Here is a 22,048-nt window from a genome sequence, read left to right as displayed (position 1 = left end):
ATTCAATTCATTTGGTTAACCAAACGAACTGCCCATTTGGGGCACAGGTCGTTTGGACGGTATAAAAGAAGTCTTGGCGCAACCAAGATCCGCCATCCTCCCAGGCATGTTTTGCGACTCGATTACATTCGACAAGATTATCAAGTGGACTTATCACCCCTTTTGGTAGCTGGGTATTATCAACAAACAAATGGTGACTCTTTGTCGGATCATCCGTGCGAACTACAGCGTTGTAAGCTAAACTACTTTTGTATCCCGGATCCCGCTCTTCCAGTTTCGTGCACACGACGTCCCACTTTGTCAAATCAGATGTATATCCTAGAGGGCATCCGTCCCATTTTACGTCCATACGGAGTATTAACTTACTATATTTCCCAAGATCAAACTTTTCTTGCGGAAGCACGGTCATTTTGCCACGACCATCGTCTCTACGCGTCGTGGGCTGATATGTAACTGTTCCAACCACCGTGTCTAATGTAGCCCCTGGCCTCCTGACCAAAATAGAAATTTGTTTGAAAAAGAAACCCGTCGCATCTAAAGGCTTCAAGAGAACGGATTTTGGCAAGACGGGCGCTGTCGCTGACGCAGCAACGCTCACGGGCATTGAGTCCATACCAATCAAACCAAGAAATGCATTAGGCGAGCTTCCTTTGATAGTGATATGGATGTTGTTGGCGGTCATTGAGACCTCGTAGGCTGTCTTTTCAGAAAGGCTTCCAAGAAATCTTTTTGCGGTTCCAATCGCACTTTTAGCGTTTGTCCCGTCATAAATCCCTGCTCCCGCAAGAGCCGCGGCATCAGCGTAGCCTTGCAATTTTGTCCGCTCAACAGTTGCCATAGAAAAGTCTATGCTTCCTCCAGCTACGACAATGAGCGGTGTGGCGCAAAGGGCGGTGAGGATGCCGAAATTGCCCCTCACGTCTTTTACGAAATCTCCCATCCCCAAAGGCGAAATCTTCTTAAAGACGAAGGTGGAGGAGTGCTCCGATCTGGGTTCGGCGTCCTTGGTTCTAGATGACAAGGAAAAATAATTAGACAAAAAGGATATTTTGGAGAAAATACTCACGACCGACAAACCCTGCTCAATAATCTTCAGAAGATATAAATAGCAGAAACTTTAGCCATCAATATTATATATCTATGATATATTCGAATTGAATTGTTTCAACTGAAATTGTTCAATAAATTTTAGTTGCCTGTTCCATAATTTTCAGCGAAATTATAGTTAAAGAAATTGTAATTTAGTATTAATAATACTTTCGCGCTGGCAGAGGATATAGGCTGCCAATAATATATATGAATTCAGTATCAACTTTACTTTTTAACTCAAGCCTGTGCTTGTAGCTTTCTGCTTATGCCGACTGTCCGGTCGAAATGGGGTGCAGTTCAGAAACTCAAAACTGGATAAAGTTTGAGGGCAAGTTTGGTAAACTCGACTCGCGTGGCGAAGCTGCAGAATGAGCAAGAAGGCAACGAAAAAGAGATCTTGGGTTGCTTTAGTGACGTGTGGTGACAGAAAAACGCCGTTTAAGGCTCTCGGCAGGCGTATTTCCGCCAGCCCAGTAGCTGCCGCCTATATTTCCAGCAATAGCAGGTAAGGCGAGAATGAGCGCATTTCCGGTTAAAAAAAGCATGTCAAGTTCGTAAAGACCGATGATCTTCGCGGTCGTCGTGTTAGCAGCGGAAATAACCGCTAACATAGCGGCAAGCGCCGCTGCTTCCGTGATGATGACGATCGTCGCGACGACGTTCAATAAGAGAAGGAGCAAACCATACGTCAACAGTTGGCCAAGCCATCTAGCCGCCATTTCGCGTGTCTTTTCGAATAAGTAGCCGGAGAGGACGATTGGTCCTATAGCGAGTAAGACCTTTGTAAGAATGCCTACGGTTGTGTAGACACCAAATGTCGCCCATAACGATCCGTAAAATATCCACTGAGCCCCTTGGAATGATAGCTGATCCTGCTGGTTCATAGGGCCAATCTCAGCTGATATGCGCTGAAACACAACCTGCGTCATTGCAAACATTGTGTCTAGCTGCGTTGGAATGGTCGCGAGTGCTAGTCCGCTCCCACTGAACTCTTGAATAAAATTTGGGATGGTCTCTTCAAACAATGAGACTACGTACATATGATAGTCGGCCTGACGGACAACAAGCGCCGTGACAATTGCTACCAAGATTACTCGCGTAATTCCGCCTCGAGTGTCGATTTGACCCCGCATGACGAGAATGCCTTGGATAATGATCCAAAGCGTAACGCATGCTACCATCGGCGCTGCTAAAGCACTTTGTATGTTTCCAAGCATAGCCTCCAGGCCTTGGCTAAATGCAACATCAAAAATGAGATGGATCGCCGTAAACGGCGCCGGTATGGTGAAGTTCACCTCTTGTCTCCCAATTTAGACTAGCGACTTTTGCAGGCTTAGCGCACAAAGAGAGCTGCCGTGACGCATTTAGTTTGTTTGCTGGCGTATTCGTCGTGTCGGGAGGCACGTGCAACCGGCATGACCGAGTGGTTAGTCGCTTGAGTGTTCACAAAGAAGCAGAAAGCTGGCGAAGCGTCTCAGTGTTTTGGCGGAAGCGATCATCAAATGTATCAAGATTGTTAGCGGCAATCCCCGCTGAGTTTGCTAACCCAGCAATCTGGACCTTGAGCAGATCGGCGCTGGAATCCGTCCCGATGATTTGACGATTGTTATCCTGCGCGACAGCTCGCGCCACTGCAGAAGCAGGATTGTCATTATCAAAAAGCTGGTTGGTCAGATGGTTTGTAGTGGGATACTGGTTAGGCTGGTTGAGCCGACCAAGCAGTCCACTCACGCCATGAGACGCCGTCAGCATAATCACCATGGTAATTATTTGCTCAAGCTTTGGGGCGGCGGACAGCGCCTGAGCAAAGTTCTGGGAGAGATTAGTTGGATAGGAACCGACAATCTCTGCTCCGGCATTGTTGCCACTGGACACTCCAAAACACATCGTTGCGATCAAAAGATGAACAATCTTCCTGCTCATGACCTTAATCCTTTGGCCTTGGCTTCAACATATCTGGTCATGAATTTATCCAGCCAGAATGCAGGGACTTCTCCGAACAGCTTCCCCAACGTGTCAACAAGTTTGACGTTGCTTAAATGACACAAGACTACCCCGACAAATTTGGGCATATGAGACAGATCTGAGCCGTATGTCACGCTGCCCCGCTCCTCAACAGGCGAACCCATCGGGCAAGTATTGAAAGATATAAAATCCGCAAAATTTTTGAAGGTGATGGCACCGGGTCGCTCGCGCCAACGCCAGCGCCAGTTACTAGGAAGCTGAGACCAATAGGCAGCCTCTATACCGCTCCTGTCCTGAACTGCCAAAGCACCGGCATCGATTAGCTTTGCGAGAGCCCAATCGCTCCGATTTGCCAAGCTTTTCATGTCGCGAGCATAAATGCAGATGCTTAGGTGGTGAGAGCCCATGACAAACTCGTTACTGGCGAGCGCGTTTTCAGGCTGCGCCCATTCGTTCGATTGGATGGGAGCTTCGTGTCCATGCCTCAAGCTTTGGCTAAGTTTGAGGCATGGTTTAGCACATATCTGCGAACGCGCCAGAAATCCAAAGCTTTGGCTCACCACTAGGGGAAAATTACTTAAATGTAACGTATTGAGCGTTCCAGACTTGCTCCTGACGGGATATTCTTGAACGGAAAATATAGATCTAAAGTGAGTTCCACTGGGCAATCGAACTTCTACACCACCCCTTCCGCGAAATACCCGGGGCGTATACCTCCATGGACCAATGGAGCTGCTAGTAACCGCGACGGGGAGACAATTGCACGTCAAAATCAGTCGTAACGCCTCGCCTATCTCCGTAAAGGTAACACCGTCCTTCTGTCGAACACCAAGACGGCGAACGCTATACGCCCCAAGGACGCCGACAATCACATGCCAGAGATTCTCGAGCTCGCAGATAAGAGACTTCAGATCATTGTTCGCCTCATTGTACTCTTGCACCATCGTGCAACTTAACTTCCCGAATGAGTTTCTCGGGGAAACAATGAGTGTCAAAAACTGATCGTTACGTAGCAAATTCCCTTCCGGAATTGCCCTTGAAAAAGCTCTCTTCAGGTGTTCCGCAAAGCGGCTGCTGAAGTTGACCATATGGATGATAGCCGAGGCATCATGGCGAACGAAGTGAGCACAGATAGTGACGTTGTCGTCAGCAATATCGCCGAACAGGGCGTTTAAGGCACGGTAGCGCGCGTTGCGAGATGTTTCGTCTTCTAGTCCGGAAATGATCCCGGGGAAATGAGCCATAGCCATGACTGAGCCGTCCTCAAGAAGCATGACCTGATCGCTCAAATGACCTACATACGGAAGGTAAATCTCGCCCGATCGGTCGCTGGCACTCTGCATCAAATTATCTCCGGACCGTGCGTATCGGGCTACAATGATAGGCTGCCGTTTCAGCTGTCAGACCCAAACTCGAAAACTCGCTGGAAACAATCTTGAGAACGCCGAAGTCTATCGACCGGTGCTGCTTTACAAGTCCCCTGCCACTTTCCCCAGATTCTTCACCGCCAAAGAATAATACCCTGCGGCCTACCAACTCGTCGTTGTCCGCCGGTACCTTTAACGAACTGTCTACCGACGAATTTTTCATATGTGTGATTGCATTCACGCGTGGCGCGAAATTCAAGGGTAAGACAAAAAAATCACTTTTTTTTGTCAATTGATGTTCGTCTTCACCATGCAGCGCGGCTATATTCAAGCCGATAGTGTAAAGTGCCATTTGCATGGGTCAGAACTGAGCTCCAGAATGCTGTGAGCGTCTATTACCTCGGTAACGTTTCTTTCACGTTTAAATAAGCAGCAATTTGATTACATTTATCATTGAAACATGGAATGCTTCATTCGAAATATCTCTATTTGAATATTTTCTAGCAGGGTGCTCTAAACGCGGAGCAATGCGGAAATTGCATTGAGATGCCCTTAAGGCGGTTTTCAAAATTGTCTTAAGCAAGGACTAGCATCCACTTTTGGTCAAAAAAATATTTTAACGCCTATTGATAAATATATGATCATTAATCATATTGTCTTTGGCGGGGAGGTTGATATTTGTTTATAAAAATACTGATTTAATATTGTATTTTATTGCGCTAATGCTGCAAAATTGAGATCTGTTCTTTGTGCGCTGTGCGTTATTCTACTCTCCTCCCATCCTGAACGCAGCGCAAGGAGAGCTGTTCGATGATTGGTGCTTTTTTGGGAATCACTTTGCTCTTCACTCTAGCTCAGGCATTCCGTGCACGCGCCAAAACGGCTGAAATTATGAGACTTAGAAACTGGGAAACAGCCTTAGACCGGTTAGATGACGCGTTTGCTTCTTCAGGACCGCTGCCCATTCGAATGAGCACAGATCACACCTATCGGCCAGCCGCGAAGTTCTCTCCGATCGCGGAGGTCTTGCCTGCGAAAAATTTGACGGTGACAGTTGTTGACACTTCAAAGCAGTTAGTGATCGACCACTTTATGACGGCGGATTGCAACAAAGGGTTTTCAGCGTTGGACGCCTTGGCGCTTACAAAGGAAGAAAATTTCTGCGAGCCTTTCCGGTCAGCATCTTTTCCGGCATCATCTGAACGTGACAGAAGTATACTGATCTATAGATGGGACGAAGTTACTGTTGTTGTCAGTTATGAGCTTGAAGGTAAGAAAAAACAGCAGTCGTCCGATGCGTTCCTATTCTTGCGCACGGCAACGCGACGATTCGTCCAGAATGTTGAGGCCGAAAGGAAAGCGATGGAGCTGGTTGACATGAAGCAAAGACTAGAAGGTGTCGATCTGGTATCAAGCCTAGAGACATTGACTGACGTTATTGCGAGTGAGTTTAGCAATACGTTGTCTGAAATTCTCGGCTATGCGGAACGAGGACTGATGTCCATAAGTAAGAAAGCAGCCGACGGCCAGTTGGCGCTCGTGATGGAGACGGGTCGGCGAGCGACAATTATCATTGAGCATATTCTGGCAACAAGCAGAGATAGCGCGCGCATGATACAGCCTATCGATCTCAATAGCTTTATTATTAGAAATGAGAATTTTATCAGGAATTTATTACCAAGTCGAATTGGCCTAGAAATATATTTATTAGATGAAACTTCAAACGTAGAGGCAAATTCACTAGACATACAAAGCGTATTAGTGAGTCTTTGCAGAAATTCTTGCCTATCTATAGCAGGACCTGGAGGCGTAAAAATTACACTAAAAAATAGCGTCGTCAGCGAAGCTAAAACCGTACTAACGGGAATTATCCCTCCCGGAGCCTACGCGCAGATATCGGTTGAGGATACAGGAGCAGGAATACCGGATATAATAATTGGGCAAATATTCACGCCTTTCTCAACGAAACCAGCCCGGACTGAGAGAACAGGCTTCGAATTGTCAACAGTGCTGCGTCAGATCAGGGCTCTCAACGGCTACATCGATGTTTCGTCGACCGCTGGCTCTGGAATGCGCTTCGACATTAGTCTGCCAATTGCGAGCCGACAACCCGGAGTGCTATCTTCGTTTTTTAACTTAGGTCACGTTCCCACAGGACGTGGCGAAACCGTTGCTATTGTGTGCAAAGATCTAGATGCCAGGGAACTGTATGAAGAGAAAATAGCAGCGTTAGGGTATGAGGTGCTAGGCTTCGAGAGTGTTGAGAAATTTAGGTCTTGGACTAGCAAGGGAAACGTCGAGGACGTCGTTTTTGCAGATCTAACCACCGACCTTGAAGTGCAGCATTTTGTGCATTCGATGAAAGATAAGAAGAGTGGTAAGCTAATTCTTGTCAGTCACCTCAACGTAATTGAAGATTTGGAGCACGCTCATCTTTTTATAAGGCCGCTATCCTCCCAAGTGTTAGCGGATACGTTGTCGAGATGTATTGACAAGCCCAGATGAGTAGCACTGTCTATTTGACAACCTCTAATTGCTGGTGACCTACACGAGCGACTGAAAGTGCACAGAGTCCCAACATTGGACCGCAGGATATTAGAGTTTTCCGGCTCTGATCACGATGACTGGCTGGTTGGGCCACCGGGATTATGCAGGGCGATCGGGACGTCATATCTGATCGCCGAGTGAGGACGTTCCTCATTGTAGTATGGACGCCAAGTATCCAACTTTTCGCTGGAATCCGCGAGGGTTAGGAACCAATGGGCGTTCAGGCATTCGGACCGCAGCGTGCTGTTGAAGGCCTCGATGAAGCTGTTNAGGGTGACATTGTTGGTATAGGCCCACAGGTCGAGGTCTTGGGAGATGAACTCGCTGCCATTGTCCACCCTGTTCGTCTTCGGATAGCCAGTCTTACGGCAGATGCCTTCGAGGGTCTGGACGACATCCTCGCCGCGATAGGTGAAGCGGCGGCCGGGCAGTAGCGCGAGCGCGTGTCGACCACGGTCAGGATGCGCAACTTCTTGCCGGTCGCGAGTTGATCGTGAACGAAGTCCATCGCCCAGACATCGTTCGGTCCGACAGCCTCCTGTCGATCGTGTCTAAGCTTTGCCTTCACGCGGCGCTTCGGATGCTTGTTACGCAGCTGAAGGCCTAACTCGCTGTAAATCCTGCGTGTCTTCTTCATATTGATCTTCCAGCCATCACGGCGCAAATGCACATGAACACGGCGGTAGCCATACCGCACGCGTGTCTCGCAAATCTCCTTGATGCGTCGTTCGAGTGGCCCCTGTCTGGTGCGGTGGGACTTGTAGTGGTAGGTCGACGTGTCGAACATCAGGACCTTGCAGGCCCGTCGGATCGATATGCCCCAATCCACCAGCATCCCGTCGGGCAACAGACCCGCATATTTCTTGCGCCAATTGAAATACGTCGCCTGGATGATTCCCGCCTTCCGGCAGATTTCGGCCACAGGCACACCATCGTCACCCTGCTTTAAAATGAACGCCTTCTGGGCGTCCGAGAACTTCGATGCCTTCATGCTTCCGCTCCTTTTCCCAGTCGGGAAATTACCGCGGAAAACTCCAGTTACGAACGGTCCAGTTTTTGCGGATCAGAGCATCATAAAAACAATGTAACATTCTGATTATATTTGAAATAAACTAAATACTGATGTAGCCAATATTTTCCTGGAGCAAAACAATATTTCCGTTTTCGGAAACGACTATTAGATAGGTTCTCCGTAGATTTCGTAGAGCCAATCATACCATCTAGGATTTTATTATCATGGACGCATGTTTATCTACCGTAGCCAGTCAAGGTCCAGGCCAGATCGCTTTAGGCACGCTGACGGACGCGATCGTTAAAATTTCACCGAGCGGTAAATTCTTAGCGTGGGAGCCGGTCGCGCAACAAAACGACTGGATGAGTAGCCAGATGCTTGGCCAGAATTTTTCTTGTCTGTTTAGCCCATCTTCACAACGAGAGGGCGTTCCGGCGAGGAACCTTTTAGCCGCACGGCGGCGCGGATATTCAACATGTCACCTTGCATTGGAAGGTAGCTCGTCCTCGGCGCGTATTGTACTTGTCGGTGGCGAGCTGGAAGATGGCCCGTTGGTCGGTTTTTTCTTTGTATCTCACCCAGATGAGCGTTTTGAACGTTCGAGGTATGAAAGCTTGGCATTGGATCACATTCCAAGCGCTGTATGTGTTCTCGCCAGCAGTGGCGAGCCAGTTTTCCATAATCGCCAATTTGAAAAGCTCGTTGTGGAAACCGATGCTTGTTCGCCTCCCCTCCTTGCAACGTCAGCTTCAATAGCAACAGATGAGAGATACAAACCATTGCGGGCTCTTCTTGAGGGGACTGGTTTGCTGCGGCTATCGTCGGGACGAGTGATGCGTAGCACGTTTATAGATACCCCAGAAGGTGAGCGTATTGTCACAATAAACGACATTACCGAGCAACACTTGAACGAGAAACAGTATGCACATCTTGCAAATCATGATGCGTTGACCGGACTTCCTAATCGTAGATGTTTTATCGAGATGCTTGAGTCCGAGGTTTTTTCTGCGGCGAAGTCGAAGGCGGGTTTGCGTGTCGCAGTGATCGGCATCGATCTCGATCGCTTCAAGTATATAAACGATACTTATGGGCACTCCGCCGGTGATGTCGTTCTAAGAACAATTTCTGATAGACTGGTGTCTGATATTGGGGCAAACGAGGTAGTTGCGCGCTTCGGCGGGGACGAGTTCGCTGCAATGAAAACGTATGTTGACGACATGCAGCTCAAGGAATTTGTTGCTCGCATCCAGCGGCACATCACCGAACCTATGCTTCTTCCCCATGGCAAAGTTGTAACTGGTGCAAGCATTGGCGTTGCGGTTTACCCGAACGATGCCCAGGATCGCGAATCTCTCATAAAAAATGCCGATCTCGCAATGTATCGGGCAAAGACCCGCATTGGGGAAACAATTTGTTATTTTGATGCTTCGCTCGACGAAGTTGAGCGGATGCGCTTGAAACTTGCTGGAGATATCTGGGACGGTGTGGAGCAGGGGCAGTTCTTTTTGAACTACCAAATCCAGAAGACTGCGGATACAAACGTCACCTCTGGGTACGAAGCACTCTTACGCTGGCGACACCCGACTATGGGCCTGATTGCCCCAGACAGGTTTATTGAGATCGCTGAACAGTGCGGCGCTATTATTCCTCTAGGCGATTGGGTTTTGGATAAAGCCTGTTCCGAGGCTGCAAAATGGTCCGTCCCTCATCGGATTGCGGTGAATTTGTCCCCTCTGCAGCTGGGCGACGTCCAAATAGTTGATCGCATCCGCGAAATCTTGATGACGAGCGGACTCGCGCCGAGTCGACTGGAGCTCGAGATCACCGAAACAGCATTGATGGCGGATCGAACACGTGCACTTCATATCCTCCGCCAGATCAAAGCCTTTGGCGTATCAATTGCCTTAGACGACTTTGGAACTGGTTATTCTTCCTTTGAAACACTTAGGGCATTTCCGTTCGACCGCATCAAGCTTGATCGCAGCTTCGTTGCAGGTATCGATACGACCCGACATGCAAAAGCGTTTATTAGGGCAATCCTTGCGCTTGGCAAAAGTCTCAAAGTTCCGGTTCTTGCGGAGGGTGTTGAGACTGCAGGGCAGAGAGACTTCCTACTTACCGAAGGACTCGACGAATTTCAGGGATTTCTCTTCGGCCGACCGTTAGACCTTGAGTCAATATATTTCGGTGGAGAGGAACAAAGTCAAGGCGCTACTTATGGTTGTGTTAGAGAATTGTTAGGGTAGAGAGACGCCTAGTTTTTTGTAACGGCTATCTCACTCGATTACGTCCCAGCATTTGTACGCATTTGAGTCTGAGTAGCGCATTCCCTGTACTAAGTGGCGCAAATGAACGTAAGGAGTAGCTTGGCTATGACTCTCTCTTTGCCATATTGACTGGTGCATCTCTACTATGGATGGTCCACATCTTGCGCCAGCCTTTTTTCTGTTTCCGAGCGCGCATCGAGTTGTGAATTATATGGTTTTGGGCATGATATTTTTGGTTCAGGTTCTATGACGGCCAAAACTAATCGGCCGCATCTCTTATGCACTGTGAGATTTGGACGCAGGATTAGAAATGTATTTGATTTTGACGAAGCTTAACCCCCAGCGGAGAGGTAATTGATAGAAAAATCGAAGCACATCCTTATTTTCTAGGAGGTCGTCTCGTGTGGGGGGAATGCCGAAAATTTTCGTCTCTTGAGTGCAGTATCATATCACGGCAGTTGCGGCGATCCTTCCGTAGGATACCTCAACTTCTGAGTTGAAATAATATCCGGCGCCCCTAGCGGTACAGATTAGGCGAGGATTCGAGCAGTCTATTTCAAGCTTACGGCGCAGGCGAAGAATGAGCACGTCGATGCTTCTATCAAAGACTTCTTCTTGGTGAACTCGGCTTGCAGACAAAAGATCTTCCCGTGAAAGTACGTCCTTCGGCGTTTCAAGAAAAGCAACGAGGAGATTGAATTCGCTCGCGGTAAGTTTTATCTCATCACCGGTTGATGCAAGAAGACGCCGTTGTTTCAAATTTAACGAGTAGTCTGAGAAAGAGAACGTCCTTCGATCTTTCGTTTTTGGGCTCATATACGTGCGGCTTCTTAGCGCGACCTTAATTCGGGCCAAGAATTCTCTTTCGCCAAATGGCTTGGCAATATAATCTACTGCACCCAATTCAAGGCCGATGACCTTGTCGGCCTCTTCAAGTCTGTCACCGCTGATAATTATGATTGGGACATCTGACCGCGCAGCCAAACTTCGAACAATGTCGAGACCGTCCTCATGTCCGAGATTCAGATCGACGACTATGACATCCACTGATTCACAACCAAGAACCCGATAAACTTGCTGGCTGCAGGAAACGCAAGTTGCTCGCATAGCATGTATCGACAAGTTCTGAGTAATCGAAGTCCTCACTCCTGCGTCATCGTCGACGACGAGTATGTGCTTCACTTGATAATCCTCCCGTAGGAACACCTCTAGGGCGCTCATCAATTTGCTGTATTACACGTAAAGTTGCTGGGCTCTGATGGCCCTCGGCCCACGCTCAACATATGTTGTAGTCTGTTATATTCGTGTTGCACAAACCTCTCATATATACGCATCGCCGCCACAAGCGCACTTAAACAGCTATATTTGTGAACTGCTTACTGGTATATTGGCTTACTGTGCCGCGGCACAATGATGGCGAAACATACGCGGGCGATGTGGCGTCTGAGGCAGCAACCAGCCTCGAGCTTCGATTTTTGTGCACGACTCATTGCGCCACGTAGTCGTGCATGCGTGCATCGAGCATAAGCCTCCCCATCGCGATGATGAGGATGACACCGTCCGTCGAACTATCCCCAACCTGCGCCGAACCGTTTTCCCGGAAGAAACCAGGAATGGGCTGACGCTGCACAATGCCGCGAAGCTCGCCTCGAATCTCAGCCGATCGGAGGTTTCGCCCGCAGTGAGCAGGGACTCGGCCGCGCTGATCAGGTCGATCGCGGTTTTAGAAAGCAGTTCTGGAGCGAGTTCTGTAACGATAGCCCCATTCATGTCGTTGTCCGTATGTAGCGCAGTAACCCTGCACCGTAGCTGAGGGTGCATTCGCTTCCAACGCATTGGAGGTTCTTGAAAGAGCTCATCCAGGCAAGCATCTAGCGAAACCCGTTTCGGGTTGTCGAGAAGCTCTCGGTACTGAGAACACGGTCGCGATGATCGTGCGACAGCCGGGACGTGCAAATCCTGGCGTGGATCGACGCCACCATGAGGTGCGGTCTCATCGTTCCAGCGCGACTTATCAAGACCGTCACGATGCCCTCGCCTGCGTTGACTCCGACACTCATGGATCACCGGTCTGAAAATCAGCAAGACCAAAACGAAGCAAGTAGCTTCGGCTTTCACCAGGTTCGAGGTTGTTATCGTTCCCGGAACGAAGGTCTGTTCGGGGCTCAATTCCGAGAGCGAATATACCCGATTGAAAGGCGCGCCACACACCGAGTTTGGGAAGCGTCGCCTGGCTGTAGGCGAACGACACGGCGACGCCGGTTTTTTCGTTCCGCAGAATGACAGGGACCTGATGTGGCGAGATACGACTATCGACAACATCTACCTTTTCGCCGAAATCATCGGACGGGATGGGAGGTTGCGAGTTGAGTTCCGAAAGTAGCGGATCGGGTAAGCCAGCGACGGTGAGGGTGTCGTTCAGAAAAGGGTAACCGAAATTGACGTGATACATGATGGCATGATCCGTTGAACGGAAGCCGCGGTTCGTTACCGTGTCCTCGACATTCAACTCCGACTCGAACATCGGGAGTGTGATCCTGCGCCGCAACTCGAGAGTTTCGCCAAACACGCTCGCCTGCCTAACGATTCCTTCGCAGGAGATGACGAGCGTCTCAGCGTCCACACCACAGCTGAGCAATCGTGCCTTTTCTGTCGAAATCCGTCCATGGAGAGGCATATTCCTCGTCTTGATGTGCGGGTGATTGTAGTGGCGCACATCAGCCTGGTGCGGACGACTGTAGTGGTCCAGGCCGCATGTGACCATGAAGCCGTCGAAATTGCGCAGGAACCCCCATCCGTCTTCGGATCCCGGATCATGGGCCGGAAATGCCATCTGCGTTGGTGAGTGCCAGCCGATATTCGTCCCTTTGAAAGACAGGCTCGAAATGTCGAACCCGCGATCGACGGCGACTTCAAACGCAACGCCGGCTGCGTTTCGGGCGACCAAGATACGCTGACCGCGCCCCGGGCCATCTTCCAAAGTGACAAGGCGTATGTCCGCGAGCGAACGCAGGTCCGCGCTGCGCTTCAATAGCTCTATGTTCATTTCATGCTCCTTGTAAAATTGTCGGCGTGGAAGGTGATCATCTCGATGGTTCAGGCACTCGGCACGAACGACCCTCGTCTGAATTGAGTAGTTCGAGTTTGGTGATGAGCCCGCTCAGTTCTGGCTCCTCCACAGCCGAAGCAGCGATGCTTGGCATGAACCATGCGAGTCTGCGTTGATGGCGCTCCGGGAAGTCGTCTTCCATTTGCGCCACATCAAGCAAGTGAACCAGGACTATGGCGGGCACTAGTTCACCGTCATTGAGCTTCTTCATATACGTGTAGTGGCCCCATGCCTTTTTACGCACGCGCCCGCGCACGCCTGCCTCTTCCCATGCTTCCTGACGCGCAACCTCGTGGGGCTTCTTCTTCCGCATTGGCCACCCCTTTGGAATGACCCAGCGCCCGCTATCCCTGCTCGTGATCAGAAGAACTTCGATCGATCCGTCGCTGCTATTTTGGCGATAGCAAATCGCCGCATACTGCATCCTGAGGTGGCCATGAGAAAGCTTGTCAGTAACGCACGCGCGCTGAGACAGCGATGTTTGCCTTGAAAGCTCACCGGCCATGGCGTGATCAACCCTTTCATGCTGTGGCTTCTGGGTGCCGCGACCGTGCGCGGCACCAGATTTCAGTCATTTGCCAACAATTACGCGGAAGCCGCCACGTTCTGCAGGAGCGGCTGAAGCCGGCTGACAAATTCATCGCCACCACATGCAAACCGCAGCTTCTGCGACAGGTCGGTATTGTCCCAGTCGATGGTGTGCGAGACGCCAAGATTGGCCAGGATCGGTAAAGCCGCCATGACATCCCATGTCGAGTCGCCAAGAGAGAGGTAACCGTCGGTCTCACCCAGTGCGACCGAGATGAACGATAGCGTCGCCGACCCGCAGAACCGGAAGCTGATGCGCAGCTCATCTGACATGAACCGCATCAGTTCGACGCGATCTTCCGTGGCCACTGTCGGGTGGATGCCAAAGCTCATGGCCGCCTGCGACATGTCGAGCGGACGCAGCGGTAACAACGCTTTCCCGTTAAGCTGTGAGGGAACCGACATGCCACCCACCAGCATCTGGTCGCGAGCTGGTGCGTAGATCACTCCGAAGGTCGGGCGGCGGTTTTCAAACAGACCGATTGAGATCGCCCAGTTGTCGCCGCCTCGAACGAAATTGAAGGTTCCGTCGATTGGGTCAATGACCCAGATCCGACCAGACGTCCCAGCGAGTTCACCGCGCTCCTCTCCGTAGATACCGTCGTCCGGATAGGCCTGTTTGAGACGCGCGATCAACAAGTCCTCGACCTGCCTGTCGGCCTCCGTCACAAGATCAAGGTGCCCCTTCTTTTCGACGGGCAGACATGCCAGCGACCGAAACTGTTCAAGGGCAAGATTTCCCGCCTCCCGAGCGATTCCTTCGATGATTGTCTCGACCGAGGCCTTCGTAATCGAATCATGCATTGGCCATGTCCTTTAGCCGGACGACCTGTGACACATCGTTGCTGATCAACTGGTCGAGTTGACCTTCGCGGATCCATTCAACGACGTTAGCCTCGATATCGACGCCATAGGTCTTGAGGGTCTTCAGCTTGCTTGGAGGTGGCACGTGCAGGAAAGTTGCGATGCCGCCTTCGTGCAATTGGCGTGCCTCGCCGCTTGGGAAATGATGGATCTCCAGGTTGATCGCGTCGACGTTTGCCTCAAGGGCAATCGCCGCCGGGTCGATCAGACGGGAATGAGAAAGGCCGACCGTTGGAACGTCCGGGATCGCTTTCTTTAATGCGCGCAGTTGCACGAAATCGAACGACGAAAACTGCAGCAAATCGGCGCAGCCCAGCTCCTCAATCAGCGCCTTCAGCCTTGGGAAGAAGACATCGTCCTGACCGTAGGTCTTCAATTCGAGCTGGTAGATTATGCCATGCTCACGAGCAAACTGCAGGGCGTCGGCTAGACGCGGCACCCGTTCCTCCGCGAATTCCCCATCAAACCAGCGGCCGGCACTCAAGGTCTCGATTTCGGCATAGGTCATATTGTTGACAAGTCCGTGGCCGTCGGTCGTGCGATCCACGGTCTCATCGTGGATCAGGACGAGCTCGCCGTCGCCGGTGATACGCAGATCGGTTTCGCATGTCACGCCGGGTCCGGCATATTCGAGCGCCTTGCGAAATGCGGCGTACGTGTTTTCCGGCGCACCTTCACTGTGGCCGCGGTGGCCGGCGACACGCATCGTCTTTGGTGTCATTGTCAGCGGGTTCATTTTTTTTCCTTTCGTTTAACGGAGGCGCGCGTCGAGACGGTCGCGGAGGTAGTCGCCGAGCAGGCTGATCGACAGGGTCGTAAGCACGATCAAGGCGCCGGGGAACGCAGCCAGCCACCATGCGATCGCCAGATAATTCCGACCTTCTGCCACCATTAGGCCCAGGCTCGTCGCCGGCGGCTGGATGCCAAGGCCGAGGAAGCTCAGGCCGCTTTCAAGCAGAATGATTTCCGGGAAATTGACCGTGAATTGCACGATGAGCGGCCCGGCGATATTCGGGAGCATATGGCGCAGATAAATGCGCATCGGCGGAACGCCGACGATCCGGGCGGCCTCCGCATAGCCCTCTTCCTTGGCGCTTAAAACCAACCCGCGTGTCAGGCGAGCGTAGCGCTCCCAGTTTGCAAACCCGACCAGGAACACGAACAGGAGGGGGCTGGATCCGAAGATTGCCAATACGCCGAGTGCGACGATGATAAAGGGAATCGACGCCATGGCGTCGGAAAACCCCATGATCGCATTATCTACCCAGCCACCGAAGTGGGCGGCGAGCAGACCAAGGCTGGTCCCGACCAAAGCACAGATGATCGATCCGATGATAGCAATCATCAGCGTCGTCTGGGTTGCGACCAGAAGATTGCTGACCACGTCTCGGCCAAGGTAATCGGTCCCGAGAAAATGGGCGGCGGACAGAAACGGTTTGGCAAAGCGGGCTAGAGGGTCTTGATGGAGGTAGTCGAAGGGCGCCACCCATCGCGCCGAAACGCCGATGAAGATGACGATTGCGATCCATGTGCAGCACGCGCCGATGCTGATCGGCATGCGGTGGAAAGGGGCCCAAATGGCGCTCGTGTACGAACGCGATGATGTCGCTGTCGTCATGTCACTGCTTCCTGATCTTGGGGTTGAGAACCGCGTAGAGGACGTCGACGGTCAGATTGATGGTCACCATGAAGGCGGTAAACAACAGGATCATCGCTTGAACAACCGAGAGGTCACCACTGCTGGTGGCGGCGACAAACCCGCTACCTAGGCCTGGCCACGCAAAGACCGGTTCGATGAGCACAGCGCCGCCCAGCAGACCACCGGCAGTAAAACCTAGCGTGGTTACCATCGGAATCGCAGCGTTCGGCAAAGCATGCCGGACGATGATCTCCCAGTTCGGGATCCCATCTGCGCGCGCAGCGGCTATGTAGGGTTGCCCCAGCACGTCGATCAGCGTTGAACGCATGAACCGCGCAATCGCCGCCGCATTGAAGAGGGCAAACGTTGCTACCGGCAGGATCATATGCTTCCACGACGAACTCCCGGAGCTCGGGAGCACGCGCAGCCAGACGGCGAAAACGAAAACGAACACCAGCCCGAGCAGGAAGTTCGGGATGCTGTAGCCAAGCACCGCTCCTGCCATGACACCCTTGTCGACAGCGGACTCGCGGCGCACCGCTGCAAGGATACCGGCGGGAATGCCAATCAACATGCTGAGGAAGAAGGCAGATACCGTCAGAAGCAACGTCTTCGGAATTCGCTCGCTGACAACCTCGAAGACCTCGCGGCCGTCGGCATAAGACGTGCCAAAGTCTCCGCGCACCGCATTACCGACATAGATCATGTACTGCTCGAAGATCGTTCGATCCAGCCCCCACTTTGTGCGAAATGCCGCCAGAGCCTCCGGGCTCGCCGTGTCGGAAAGCATCTGCTGCGCGGAGTCTCCGCTCAGGCGAATAACGACGAAAACGACTGTCACAGTCGCCACCAGGACGATAAGAGCCCGGACGACACGGGTTAGGATAAACGCTCCCATTACGCGATCTCCTTCTGCGGTGCGGTTTCTGGGGACGACGTGATCGACTGCGGGAATTCCTCTGCCCGGTGGCATGCGACTTGCTGACCGGCGACCGGTCGAAGGACGGGGGTCTCGGTCGCACATCTATCGATTGCGAATGGACAGCGCGAACGGAACGCACAACCCTGCGCGACGTTTGAGGCGTCGAGTTCGCCCTTGATCGGCGGCTCAATGTTCCGAACGGTTGGGTCCATTGTCGGAACGGAAGCCAGAAGCGCGCGCGTGTAGGGATGGCGTGGCCACTGGTAAACCGACTTTATATCTCCGGTTTCGACGATACGGCCGAGATACATGACGGCAATGCGATCAACGAGATGACGAACGATGCGAAGATCATGTGTGATAAAGACATAGGCGAGATCGAGCTCCTGCCAAAGCTCGCGCAACAATGCGACGACCTGCGCCTGCACCGAAACGTCCAGCGCAGAGACAGCCTCGTCGAAGACGACGAGCTTGGGATCGAGAATCAGAGCACGAGCAATAACCACGCGCTGTCTCTGGCCGCCCGACATCTGGTGGGGATAGCGGCCCATCATCGCACTCGACAGGCCGACACGCCCAAGCATGGCTGCGGCTCGTTCATAGGCGCCTGACCGATCAGCCACATGATGCACCAGGAGGCCCTCGGCAACCTGCTGACCGATCGTCATCTGCGGATTCAGGGCGGACAATGGGTTTTGCTGCACGAGCGATGTTCTGATGCGAAACTGCTTCCAGTCCTGTGAGTTTCGTTCCTTGTGGTCGACACCCTCGAACCAGATGTCACCGCTGGTTGGCGGGGTCAGTCCCAAGAGAAGCCGGCCGAGCGTGGACTTACCGCTACCGGACTCGCCGACAACCCCCAACCGCTCGCGTGGGGCGAGCTCCAGATCAATGGCATTGCATGCGAACTGGCTGGTTGGCTTGGCGAAGAAACCAGTCTTGTGCCTGAACGCCTTGGACAGGCGGCGTGTCTGAAGGAGATGTGTGGTCATGCGGCCACCGGATGGTAGCAAGCGGCTTCGTGGGCGAGGCCGATCCTTGCAGGCACCGGGAAGCGAGCGGTGCATTTACCGCTCGCGCGAGAACAGCGAGGATGGAAATAACAGCCTTCAGGCAGGCTATCGAGAAGCGGGACCGAACCCGGGATGGGAACCGGCGGCTCGAGATCGGCCGCATCGATGCTCGGCATGCAGTCGATAAGCGCGCGCGCATATGGGTGCGCTGGCCTGTCCAGCAATTCAGCGACCGGTGCGGTCTCTACGATTTTTCCGCAATACATCACGGCTGCCCGGTCGGCCAAACGCGCGATGACACCCAGATCGTGCGAAACGATGATCAGGGCCATGCCGGTTTCAGCTTTCAGCTCTTCGAGCAGATGAAGGATCTGTGCCTGCATCGTCACGTCCAGCGCTGTCGTTGGTTCGTCTGCAATCAAAAGCTGGGGTTTGGCCGCAAGGGCATGAGCAATCATCACCCGCTGGTTCATGCCACCGGAAAACTGATGCGGATACGAACGAAGCCGGCTCTTGGCCCGGTCAATACCCACCCGCTCAAGAAGACGCATGGCCTCCATTCGAGCGTCACTGCCTCTTAGGCCCTGATGGCGGTAGAGCGCCGATTCAAGGTAATAGCCGATTGTATGGACCGGGTTGAGGCTACTCGTAGGGTCTTGGAAAATCATCGCGATGGTCGGTTTTCCGACCTTACCAACTGTCGCCGGATCCGTTCCGAAATCGATCGAGCCAGCCGTCTGGGCGATCCCGCGAGGAAGCATGTTGCCAACGGCAAAACAGGTGATGCTCTTGCCGCAGCCGGATTCTCCGACCAGACCAAGCGTCTGCCCGGCCTCCAGCGAGAAGCTCACGTCGTCGATGATTTTGATTTTTTGTGCCGGAACCTCGACCACGAGATTACGGACATTCAACAAAGTAGACATTCTTCCCTCCCAGGGGCAGTGCGCACGGATGCGCACTGCCATTTTTGTCTGTTCGTCGTTATTTGAAGTTCAGGTTTTTGCGGAATTCCATTGTCTCGAACGAGACAGGGCTCCACTGGACATCCTTGCGCGCGGCATAGACGTCATAAGGCTGATACAAGAGCACGGCAGGAGCCTCGTCCTCGAAGATATCGCGCAGGCGGTTGAAGACGGCCGAGCGCTCTTCTCCGTCCTTCATCTGAGCAACCTTGTCGCAAAGTTCATTGAACTCGGCAGGAGCTTTCCAGCCCCAGCGCTTCTGGATGCCTCGGCCAGGACCGAACTCGGATACCAGGGTCGTGAGCCCATCTGTCAGCCACTGGCCATTCGACCAGTTACGGATGAAGATGTCGGGATCCTTAGGTGTCGTTCCCGGAGCGTAAATCTTAGGCACGACGTTAATGCCAACCGCTTTCCACATCTCGATCATCATCATCAGCGCCGGTACGGCGTTTGCGTAGTAGTTACCCATCGTGTGATAGGTAATCGGAGTGCCGTCGTAGCCGCTTTCCTTGACCAGGCGCTTGGCTTCTTCGATGTTGTATTCCATCGCTTTGCGGTTCGGATCGAAACTTGCCCCATAGTGCGGGAAGTTGAAACCGTTCGGAATGGACGCGGTTTTCTTCCAGAGCGCTTCGACCATCAACGGACGGTTGACTGCGAGGCCAAGAGCCCGGCGGAGCGTCTTGTTCTGGAAGATCGGCTGGTTCATGTTGAAGGTGAACATATGGACGTTCTCGATCAGCGTGCCCCGTGTTTCGAGGTCCGAGTATCCATCAATCAGCGCCAAGTCGTCCGGCGTCAAAGTGGTGATGATATCGTATTCGCCGCTGATGAGACCGGCGACGCGTGTCGCCGGTTCAGCGACGACCTGATAGGTGATTTTCGAGGCCGTGGGCTTTTCACCCCAATAAGCGTCGTTGGCTTCTAGCGTGACGTGGTCGTTGGCAACTAGTTCCTGGAACATGTACGGACCGGTACCAATCGGCTTGTTGCCGAAGGCGACCGCGCCAAGGCTCTTGTAATATTCCTTCGGAACGATGGGACCCAGCCAGGAGCCGAGAAATTTTTCAATGAGATAGGACGGCGTCTTGGTCCGCAAAACGACGGTGTACTTGTCCTCGACGACTGGCTCATCCCAGTTCGGCGAGAAATTGCGGCCGTTCGGGACGGTCTTGATTGCTTCGTCACCCCATAGACGTTCGGAAGAGAAGGTAAAGGCTACGTCCTCGGCCGTCATCTCGGCGCCGTTGTGGAATTTAACGCCTTGACGCAGCTTGAAGCGTACCGACTTGTCATCGATGCGCTCGAAGCTTTCGGCGAGTGCCGGCACCAGCTTGATGCCATTGCCCTTTGCGCCGTCAGCGAAATAGTCGCGACGGATGAGAGTGTCGAAGATCTGGTTGATGATGCGGGGACCGGTGTTGCTGATACCGTTGATCGGCTCAAGCGAACTCGGCAGGCCGTTGACGCCGATCCGCAACGCGCGGCGATCCGCTGCAAAGGCGAATTTCAGACTGGTGGTTGATGCGAGCGCGGCAACGCTTGCGCCAATTAGGAAATTTCTGCGATCAGTTTTTACCATCGGTCCTCTCCCGGACTTAACAAGTTTCTATTGACGGATTGGCGGGGACATCGAGCCCTAGTTCGCGATCACGAACTTCCTCCGCAATTTTTCTGGCACCGTGTCGATGATGGTCCTGGTGCCGACGTCAGTGATAATCACACCGACGTCCTCGATTTTTGCTGTGACCGACAGGCTGGATTTCGTGAACTTCGAGTGGTCGGCGACCACGATCACACGGCTCGAGACTTCGATCATGGCTTTCTGAACGCTGGCGTTCATCGGTGTCGATGTGCAGATCTGGCCGCGATCGAGATCGATCGAGCTGGCATTGAGGATCAGCTTGTCGGCGTTGAACTGGCGAATGAAGCTTTCCGCATGCGGTCCGCGATAGGAGCGGTTCGTATCGGTGAACTCACCACCGACGGAATAAATGGTGTTGCCTTCGCCCCGGGAGAGCTCGGCTACAATATCGAGACCGTTGGAGATCAGCGTCAGACCCTTGCGAGCCGACAGGATCTTGGCGACCTCGAGTGCGGTCGTTCCGGCATCGAGAAAGACTGCGTCACCATCGGCGATCATCCCCGCGGCGACGGCAGCAATGGCTGCCTTTTCTGATTGGCGCGAGATGGCGCGCGCAGCATGCGTTGGGTCCTGACCGACCTGATTGACGCTAACCGCACCACCATGCGTCCGGCGAAGTACGCCGGCCTGCTCGAGGTCGCCAAGATCGCGTCGCGCCGTTGCCAGCGAGATTTGAAAACGTTCAGTCAGCGTATTGATCGCGACAAACTGCTCCTCGCGAAGCAGGTCTGCAATTTTTGCCTGGCGGTCCTGAGCGGCTGTAAGCACGGTGTCTCTCTTCGAAAGGTGATCTAATTCGATCATTCGTATGATTGTTATCTATCTTTGTCAAATGACAGATTAATGACAAAACATGCTGCTTTGCAACATTATAGAAGACAAACTTATTGTCTGAGCGAGATGATCACGAGCGCAAAATCGAGAACACTTGAGCCAGTGATCGATATCGATCATAGTGAGGGCTGCATCTTAGAGCTCTACATTCGCAGACGGCAAAAGATCGCGTCTTGCTGAACCGACACGCCAGACAACTCGAAATCGAACGGAGCTCAAAAA

Annotated in this window: 18 protein-coding genes and 3 pseudogenes; 2 read left to right on the top strand and 19 right to left on the bottom strand. The window is 52.6% G+C overall.

Features of this window, described 5'->3' with window-relative positions; genetic code table 11:
• Nucleotides 1-7: 7 nt before the first annotated feature.
• The 5 genes from IFT53_RS21855 to IFT53_RS21835 form a co-directional block, all read right to left on the bottom strand.
• The gene (locus tag IFT53_RS21855) at nt 8-1,066 is read right to left on the bottom strand and encodes a pilus assembly protein TadG-related protein (protein ID WP_192067986.1); all 1,059 of its coding nucleotides are present in this window, start codon (nt 1,064-1,066) and stop codon (nt 8-10) included.
• A 430-nt stretch (nt 1,067-1,496) separates the two neighbouring features.
• Complete coding sequence (locus IFT53_RS21850; RefSeq protein WP_192067984.1) at nt 1,497-2,384, bottom strand: type IV secretion system protein; 888 nt, start codon at nt 2,382-2,384, stop codon at nt 1,497-1,499.
• Between the two features lie 148 nt (nt 2,385-2,532).
• A complete protein-coding gene (locus IFT53_RS21845; RefSeq protein WP_192067982.1) occupies nt 2,533-3,012 on the bottom strand; it encodes a type IV secretion system protein VirB5 in 480 nt (159 codons plus the stop codon).
• On the bottom strand, nt 3,009-4,397 hold the full coding sequence (locus IFT53_RS21840; RefSeq protein ID WP_192067981.1) for a VirB4 family type IV secretion/conjugal transfer ATPase: 1,389 nt from the start codon (nt 4,395-4,397) through the stop codon (nt 3,009-3,011). The genes IFT53_RS21845 and IFT53_RS21840 overlap by 4 nt, the downstream gene beginning before the upstream one ends.
• Nucleotides 4,398-4,401: 4 nt before the next feature.
• A complete protein-coding gene (locus tag IFT53_RS21835) occupies nt 4,402-4,773 on the bottom strand; it encodes a hypothetical protein (protein WP_206758584.1) in 372 nt (123 codons plus the stop codon).
• Nucleotides 4,774-5,231: 458 nt separating this feature from the next.
• Here IFT53_RS21835 and IFT53_RS21830 point away from each other — a divergent pair, with 458 nt between their 5' ends.
• Entirely contained in the window at nt 5,232-6,926 is a 1,695-nt protein-coding gene (locus IFT53_RS21830) for an ATP-binding protein (RefSeq protein ID WP_192067977.1), read from the top strand.
• 110 nt (nt 6,927-7,036) lie between these two features.
• Here IFT53_RS21830 and IFT53_RS23870 read toward each other — a convergent pair.
• Nucleotides 7,037-7,237: pseudogene (locus tag IFT53_RS23870) on the bottom strand (integrase core domain-containing protein); the annotation flags it as partial.
• 1 nt (nt 7,238) lies between these two features.
• Nucleotides 7,239-7,959: pseudogene (locus IFT53_RS21825) on the bottom strand (DDE-type integrase/transposase/recombinase); the annotation flags it as partial.
• Nucleotides 7,960-8,204: 245 nt separating this feature from the next.
• On the opposite strand from IFT53_RS21825, the gene IFT53_RS21820 reads away from it, so the two are divergent.
• On the top strand, nt 8,205-10,226 hold the full coding sequence (locus IFT53_RS21820) for a sensor domain-containing protein (protein ID WP_192067974.1): 2,022 nt from the start codon (nt 8,205-8,207) through the stop codon (nt 10,224-10,226).
• A gap of 465 nt (nt 10,227-10,691) precedes the next feature.
• On the opposite strand, the gene IFT53_RS21815 is transcribed toward IFT53_RS21820, so the two are convergent.
• From IFT53_RS21815 to IFT53_RS21760, 12 genes and pseudogenes are all read right to left on the bottom strand, one after another.
• Nucleotides 10,692-11,429, bottom strand: a complete 738-nt coding sequence (locus IFT53_RS21815; RefSeq protein ID WP_342365859.1) for a response regulator — start codon at nt 11,427-11,429, stop codon at nt 10,692-10,694.
• Nucleotides 11,430-11,822: 393 nt separating this feature from the next.
• Nucleotides 11,823-12,203: pseudogene (locus IFT53_RS21810) on the bottom strand (hypothetical protein); the annotation flags it as partial.
• 100 nt (nt 12,204-12,303) lie between these two features.
• Complete coding sequence (locus IFT53_RS21805) at nt 12,304-13,293, bottom strand: DUF4432 family protein (protein ID WP_192067971.1); 990 nt, start codon at nt 13,291-13,293, stop codon at nt 12,304-12,306.
• 37 nt (nt 13,294-13,330) lie between these two features.
• Nucleotides 13,331-13,861 carry an NUDIX hydrolase gene (locus tag IFT53_RS21800; RefSeq protein WP_192067969.1) on the bottom strand — a complete coding sequence of 177 codons (531 nt, stop codon included), beginning with the start codon at nt 13,859-13,861 and terminating at the stop codon, nt 13,331-13,333.
• A gap of 80 nt (nt 13,862-13,941) precedes the next feature.
• Nucleotides 13,942-14,748, bottom strand: coding sequence for an inositol monophosphatase family protein (locus tag IFT53_RS21795; RefSeq protein ID WP_192067968.1), 807 nt, complete (start codon nt 14,746-14,748; stop codon nt 13,942-13,944).
• Entirely contained in the window at nt 14,741-15,544 is an 804-nt protein-coding gene (locus IFT53_RS21790) for a glycerophosphodiester phosphodiesterase (RefSeq protein ID WP_192067966.1), read from the bottom strand. The genes IFT53_RS21795 and IFT53_RS21790 overlap by 8 nt, the downstream gene beginning before the upstream one ends.
• A 15-nt stretch (nt 15,545-15,559) precedes the next feature.
• Complete coding sequence (locus tag IFT53_RS21785) at nt 15,560-16,426, bottom strand: ABC transporter permease (RefSeq protein ID WP_192067964.1); 867 nt, start codon at nt 16,424-16,426, stop codon at nt 15,560-15,562.
• 1 nt (nt 16,427) lies between these two features.
• Entirely contained in the window at nt 16,428-17,345 is a 918-nt protein-coding gene (locus IFT53_RS21780) for an ABC transporter permease (RefSeq protein WP_192067963.1), read from the bottom strand.
• On the bottom strand, nt 17,345-18,361 hold the full coding sequence (locus IFT53_RS21775) for an oligopeptide/dipeptide ABC transporter ATP-binding protein (RefSeq protein WP_192067961.1): 1,017 nt from the start codon (nt 18,359-18,361) through the stop codon (nt 17,345-17,347). Before IFT53_RS21775 ends, IFT53_RS21780 begins: the two co-directional genes overlap by 1 nt.
• A complete protein-coding gene (locus IFT53_RS21770; protein WP_192067959.1) occupies nt 18,358-19,305 on the bottom strand; it encodes an ABC transporter ATP-binding protein in 948 nt (315 codons plus the stop codon). Before IFT53_RS21770 ends, IFT53_RS21775 begins: the two co-directional genes overlap by 4 nt.
• 58 nt (nt 19,306-19,363) lie before the next feature.
• Complete coding sequence (locus tag IFT53_RS21765; RefSeq protein WP_192067957.1) at nt 19,364-20,929, bottom strand: ABC transporter substrate-binding protein; 1,566 nt, start codon at nt 20,927-20,929, stop codon at nt 19,364-19,366.
• 57 nt (nt 20,930-20,986) lie between these two features.
• Nucleotides 20,987-21,796 carry a DeoR/GlpR family DNA-binding transcription regulator gene (locus tag IFT53_RS21760; RefSeq protein WP_192067956.1) on the bottom strand — a complete coding sequence of 270 codons (810 nt, stop codon included), beginning with the start codon at nt 21,794-21,796 and terminating at the stop codon, nt 20,987-20,989.
• Nucleotides 21,797-22,048: the final 252 nt, after the last annotated feature.

Origin of the sequence: Rhizobium sp. CFBP 13644, assembly GCF_014842165.1 — a bacterium.
Taxonomy (GTDB): domain Bacteria; phylum Pseudomonadota; class Alphaproteobacteria; order Rhizobiales; family Rhizobiaceae; genus Agrobacterium; species Agrobacterium tumefaciens_C.
This window is presented reverse-complemented; position numbering and strand designations above follow the sequence as displayed.

What these genes read in the sequence shown, in the direction of transcription:
- IFT53_RS21845 (WP_192067982.1), bottom strand. Translation starts at nt 3,012, where the DNA reads ATGAGCAGGAAGATTGTTCATCTTTTGATCGCAACGATGTGTTTTGGA.
- IFT53_RS21840 (WP_192067981.1), bottom strand. Translation starts at nt 4,397, where the DNA reads ATGCAGAGTGCCAGCGACCGATCGGGCGAGATTTACCTTCCGTATGTA.
- IFT53_RS21835 (WP_206758584.1), bottom strand. Translation starts at nt 4,773, where the DNA reads ATGGCACTTTACACTATCGGCTTGAATATAGCCGCGCTGCATGGTGAA.
- IFT53_RS21830 (WP_192067977.1), top strand. Translation starts at nt 5,232, where the DNA reads ATGATTGGTGCTTTTTTGGGAATCACTTTGCTCTTCACTCTAGCTCAG.
- IFT53_RS21820 (WP_192067974.1), top strand. Translation starts at nt 8,205, where the DNA reads ATGGACGCATGTTTATCTACCGTAGCCAGTCAAGGTCCAGGCCAGATC.
- IFT53_RS21805 (WP_192067971.1), bottom strand. Translation starts at nt 13,293, where the DNA reads ATGAACATAGAGCTATTGAAGCGCAGCGCGGACCTGCGTTCGCTCGCG.
- IFT53_RS21800 (WP_192067969.1), bottom strand. Translation starts at nt 13,861, where the DNA reads ATGGCCGGTGAGCTTTCAAGGCAAACATCGCTGTCTCAGCGCGCGTGC.
- IFT53_RS21795 (WP_192067968.1), bottom strand. Translation starts at nt 14,748, where the DNA reads ATGCATGATTCGATTACGAAGGCCTCGGTCGAGACAATCATCGAAGGA.
- IFT53_RS21790 (WP_192067966.1), bottom strand. Translation starts at nt 15,544, where the DNA reads ATGAACCCGCTGACAATGACACCAAAGACGATGCGTGTCGCCGGCCAC.
- IFT53_RS21785 (WP_192067964.1), bottom strand. Translation starts at nt 16,426, where the DNA reads ATGACGACAGCGACATCATCGCGTTCGTACACGAGCGCCATTTGGGCC.
- IFT53_RS21780 (WP_192067963.1), bottom strand. Translation starts at nt 17,345, where the DNA reads ATGGGAGCGTTTATCCTAACCCGTGTCGTCCGGGCTCTTATCGTCCTG.
- IFT53_RS21775 (WP_192067961.1), bottom strand. Translation starts at nt 18,361, where the DNA reads ATGACCACACATCTCCTTCAGACACGCCGCCTGTCCAAGGCGTTCAGG.
- IFT53_RS21770 (WP_192067959.1), bottom strand. Translation starts at nt 19,305, where the DNA reads ATGTCTACTTTGTTGAATGTCCGTAATCTCGTGGTCGAGGTTCCGGCA.
- IFT53_RS21765 (WP_192067957.1), bottom strand. Translation starts at nt 20,929, where the DNA reads ATGGTAAAAACTGATCGCAGAAATTTCCTAATTGGCGCAAGCGTTGCC.
- IFT53_RS21760 (WP_192067956.1), bottom strand. Translation starts at nt 21,796, where the DNA reads ATGATCGAATTAGATCACCTTTCGAAGAGAGACACCGTGCTTACAGCC.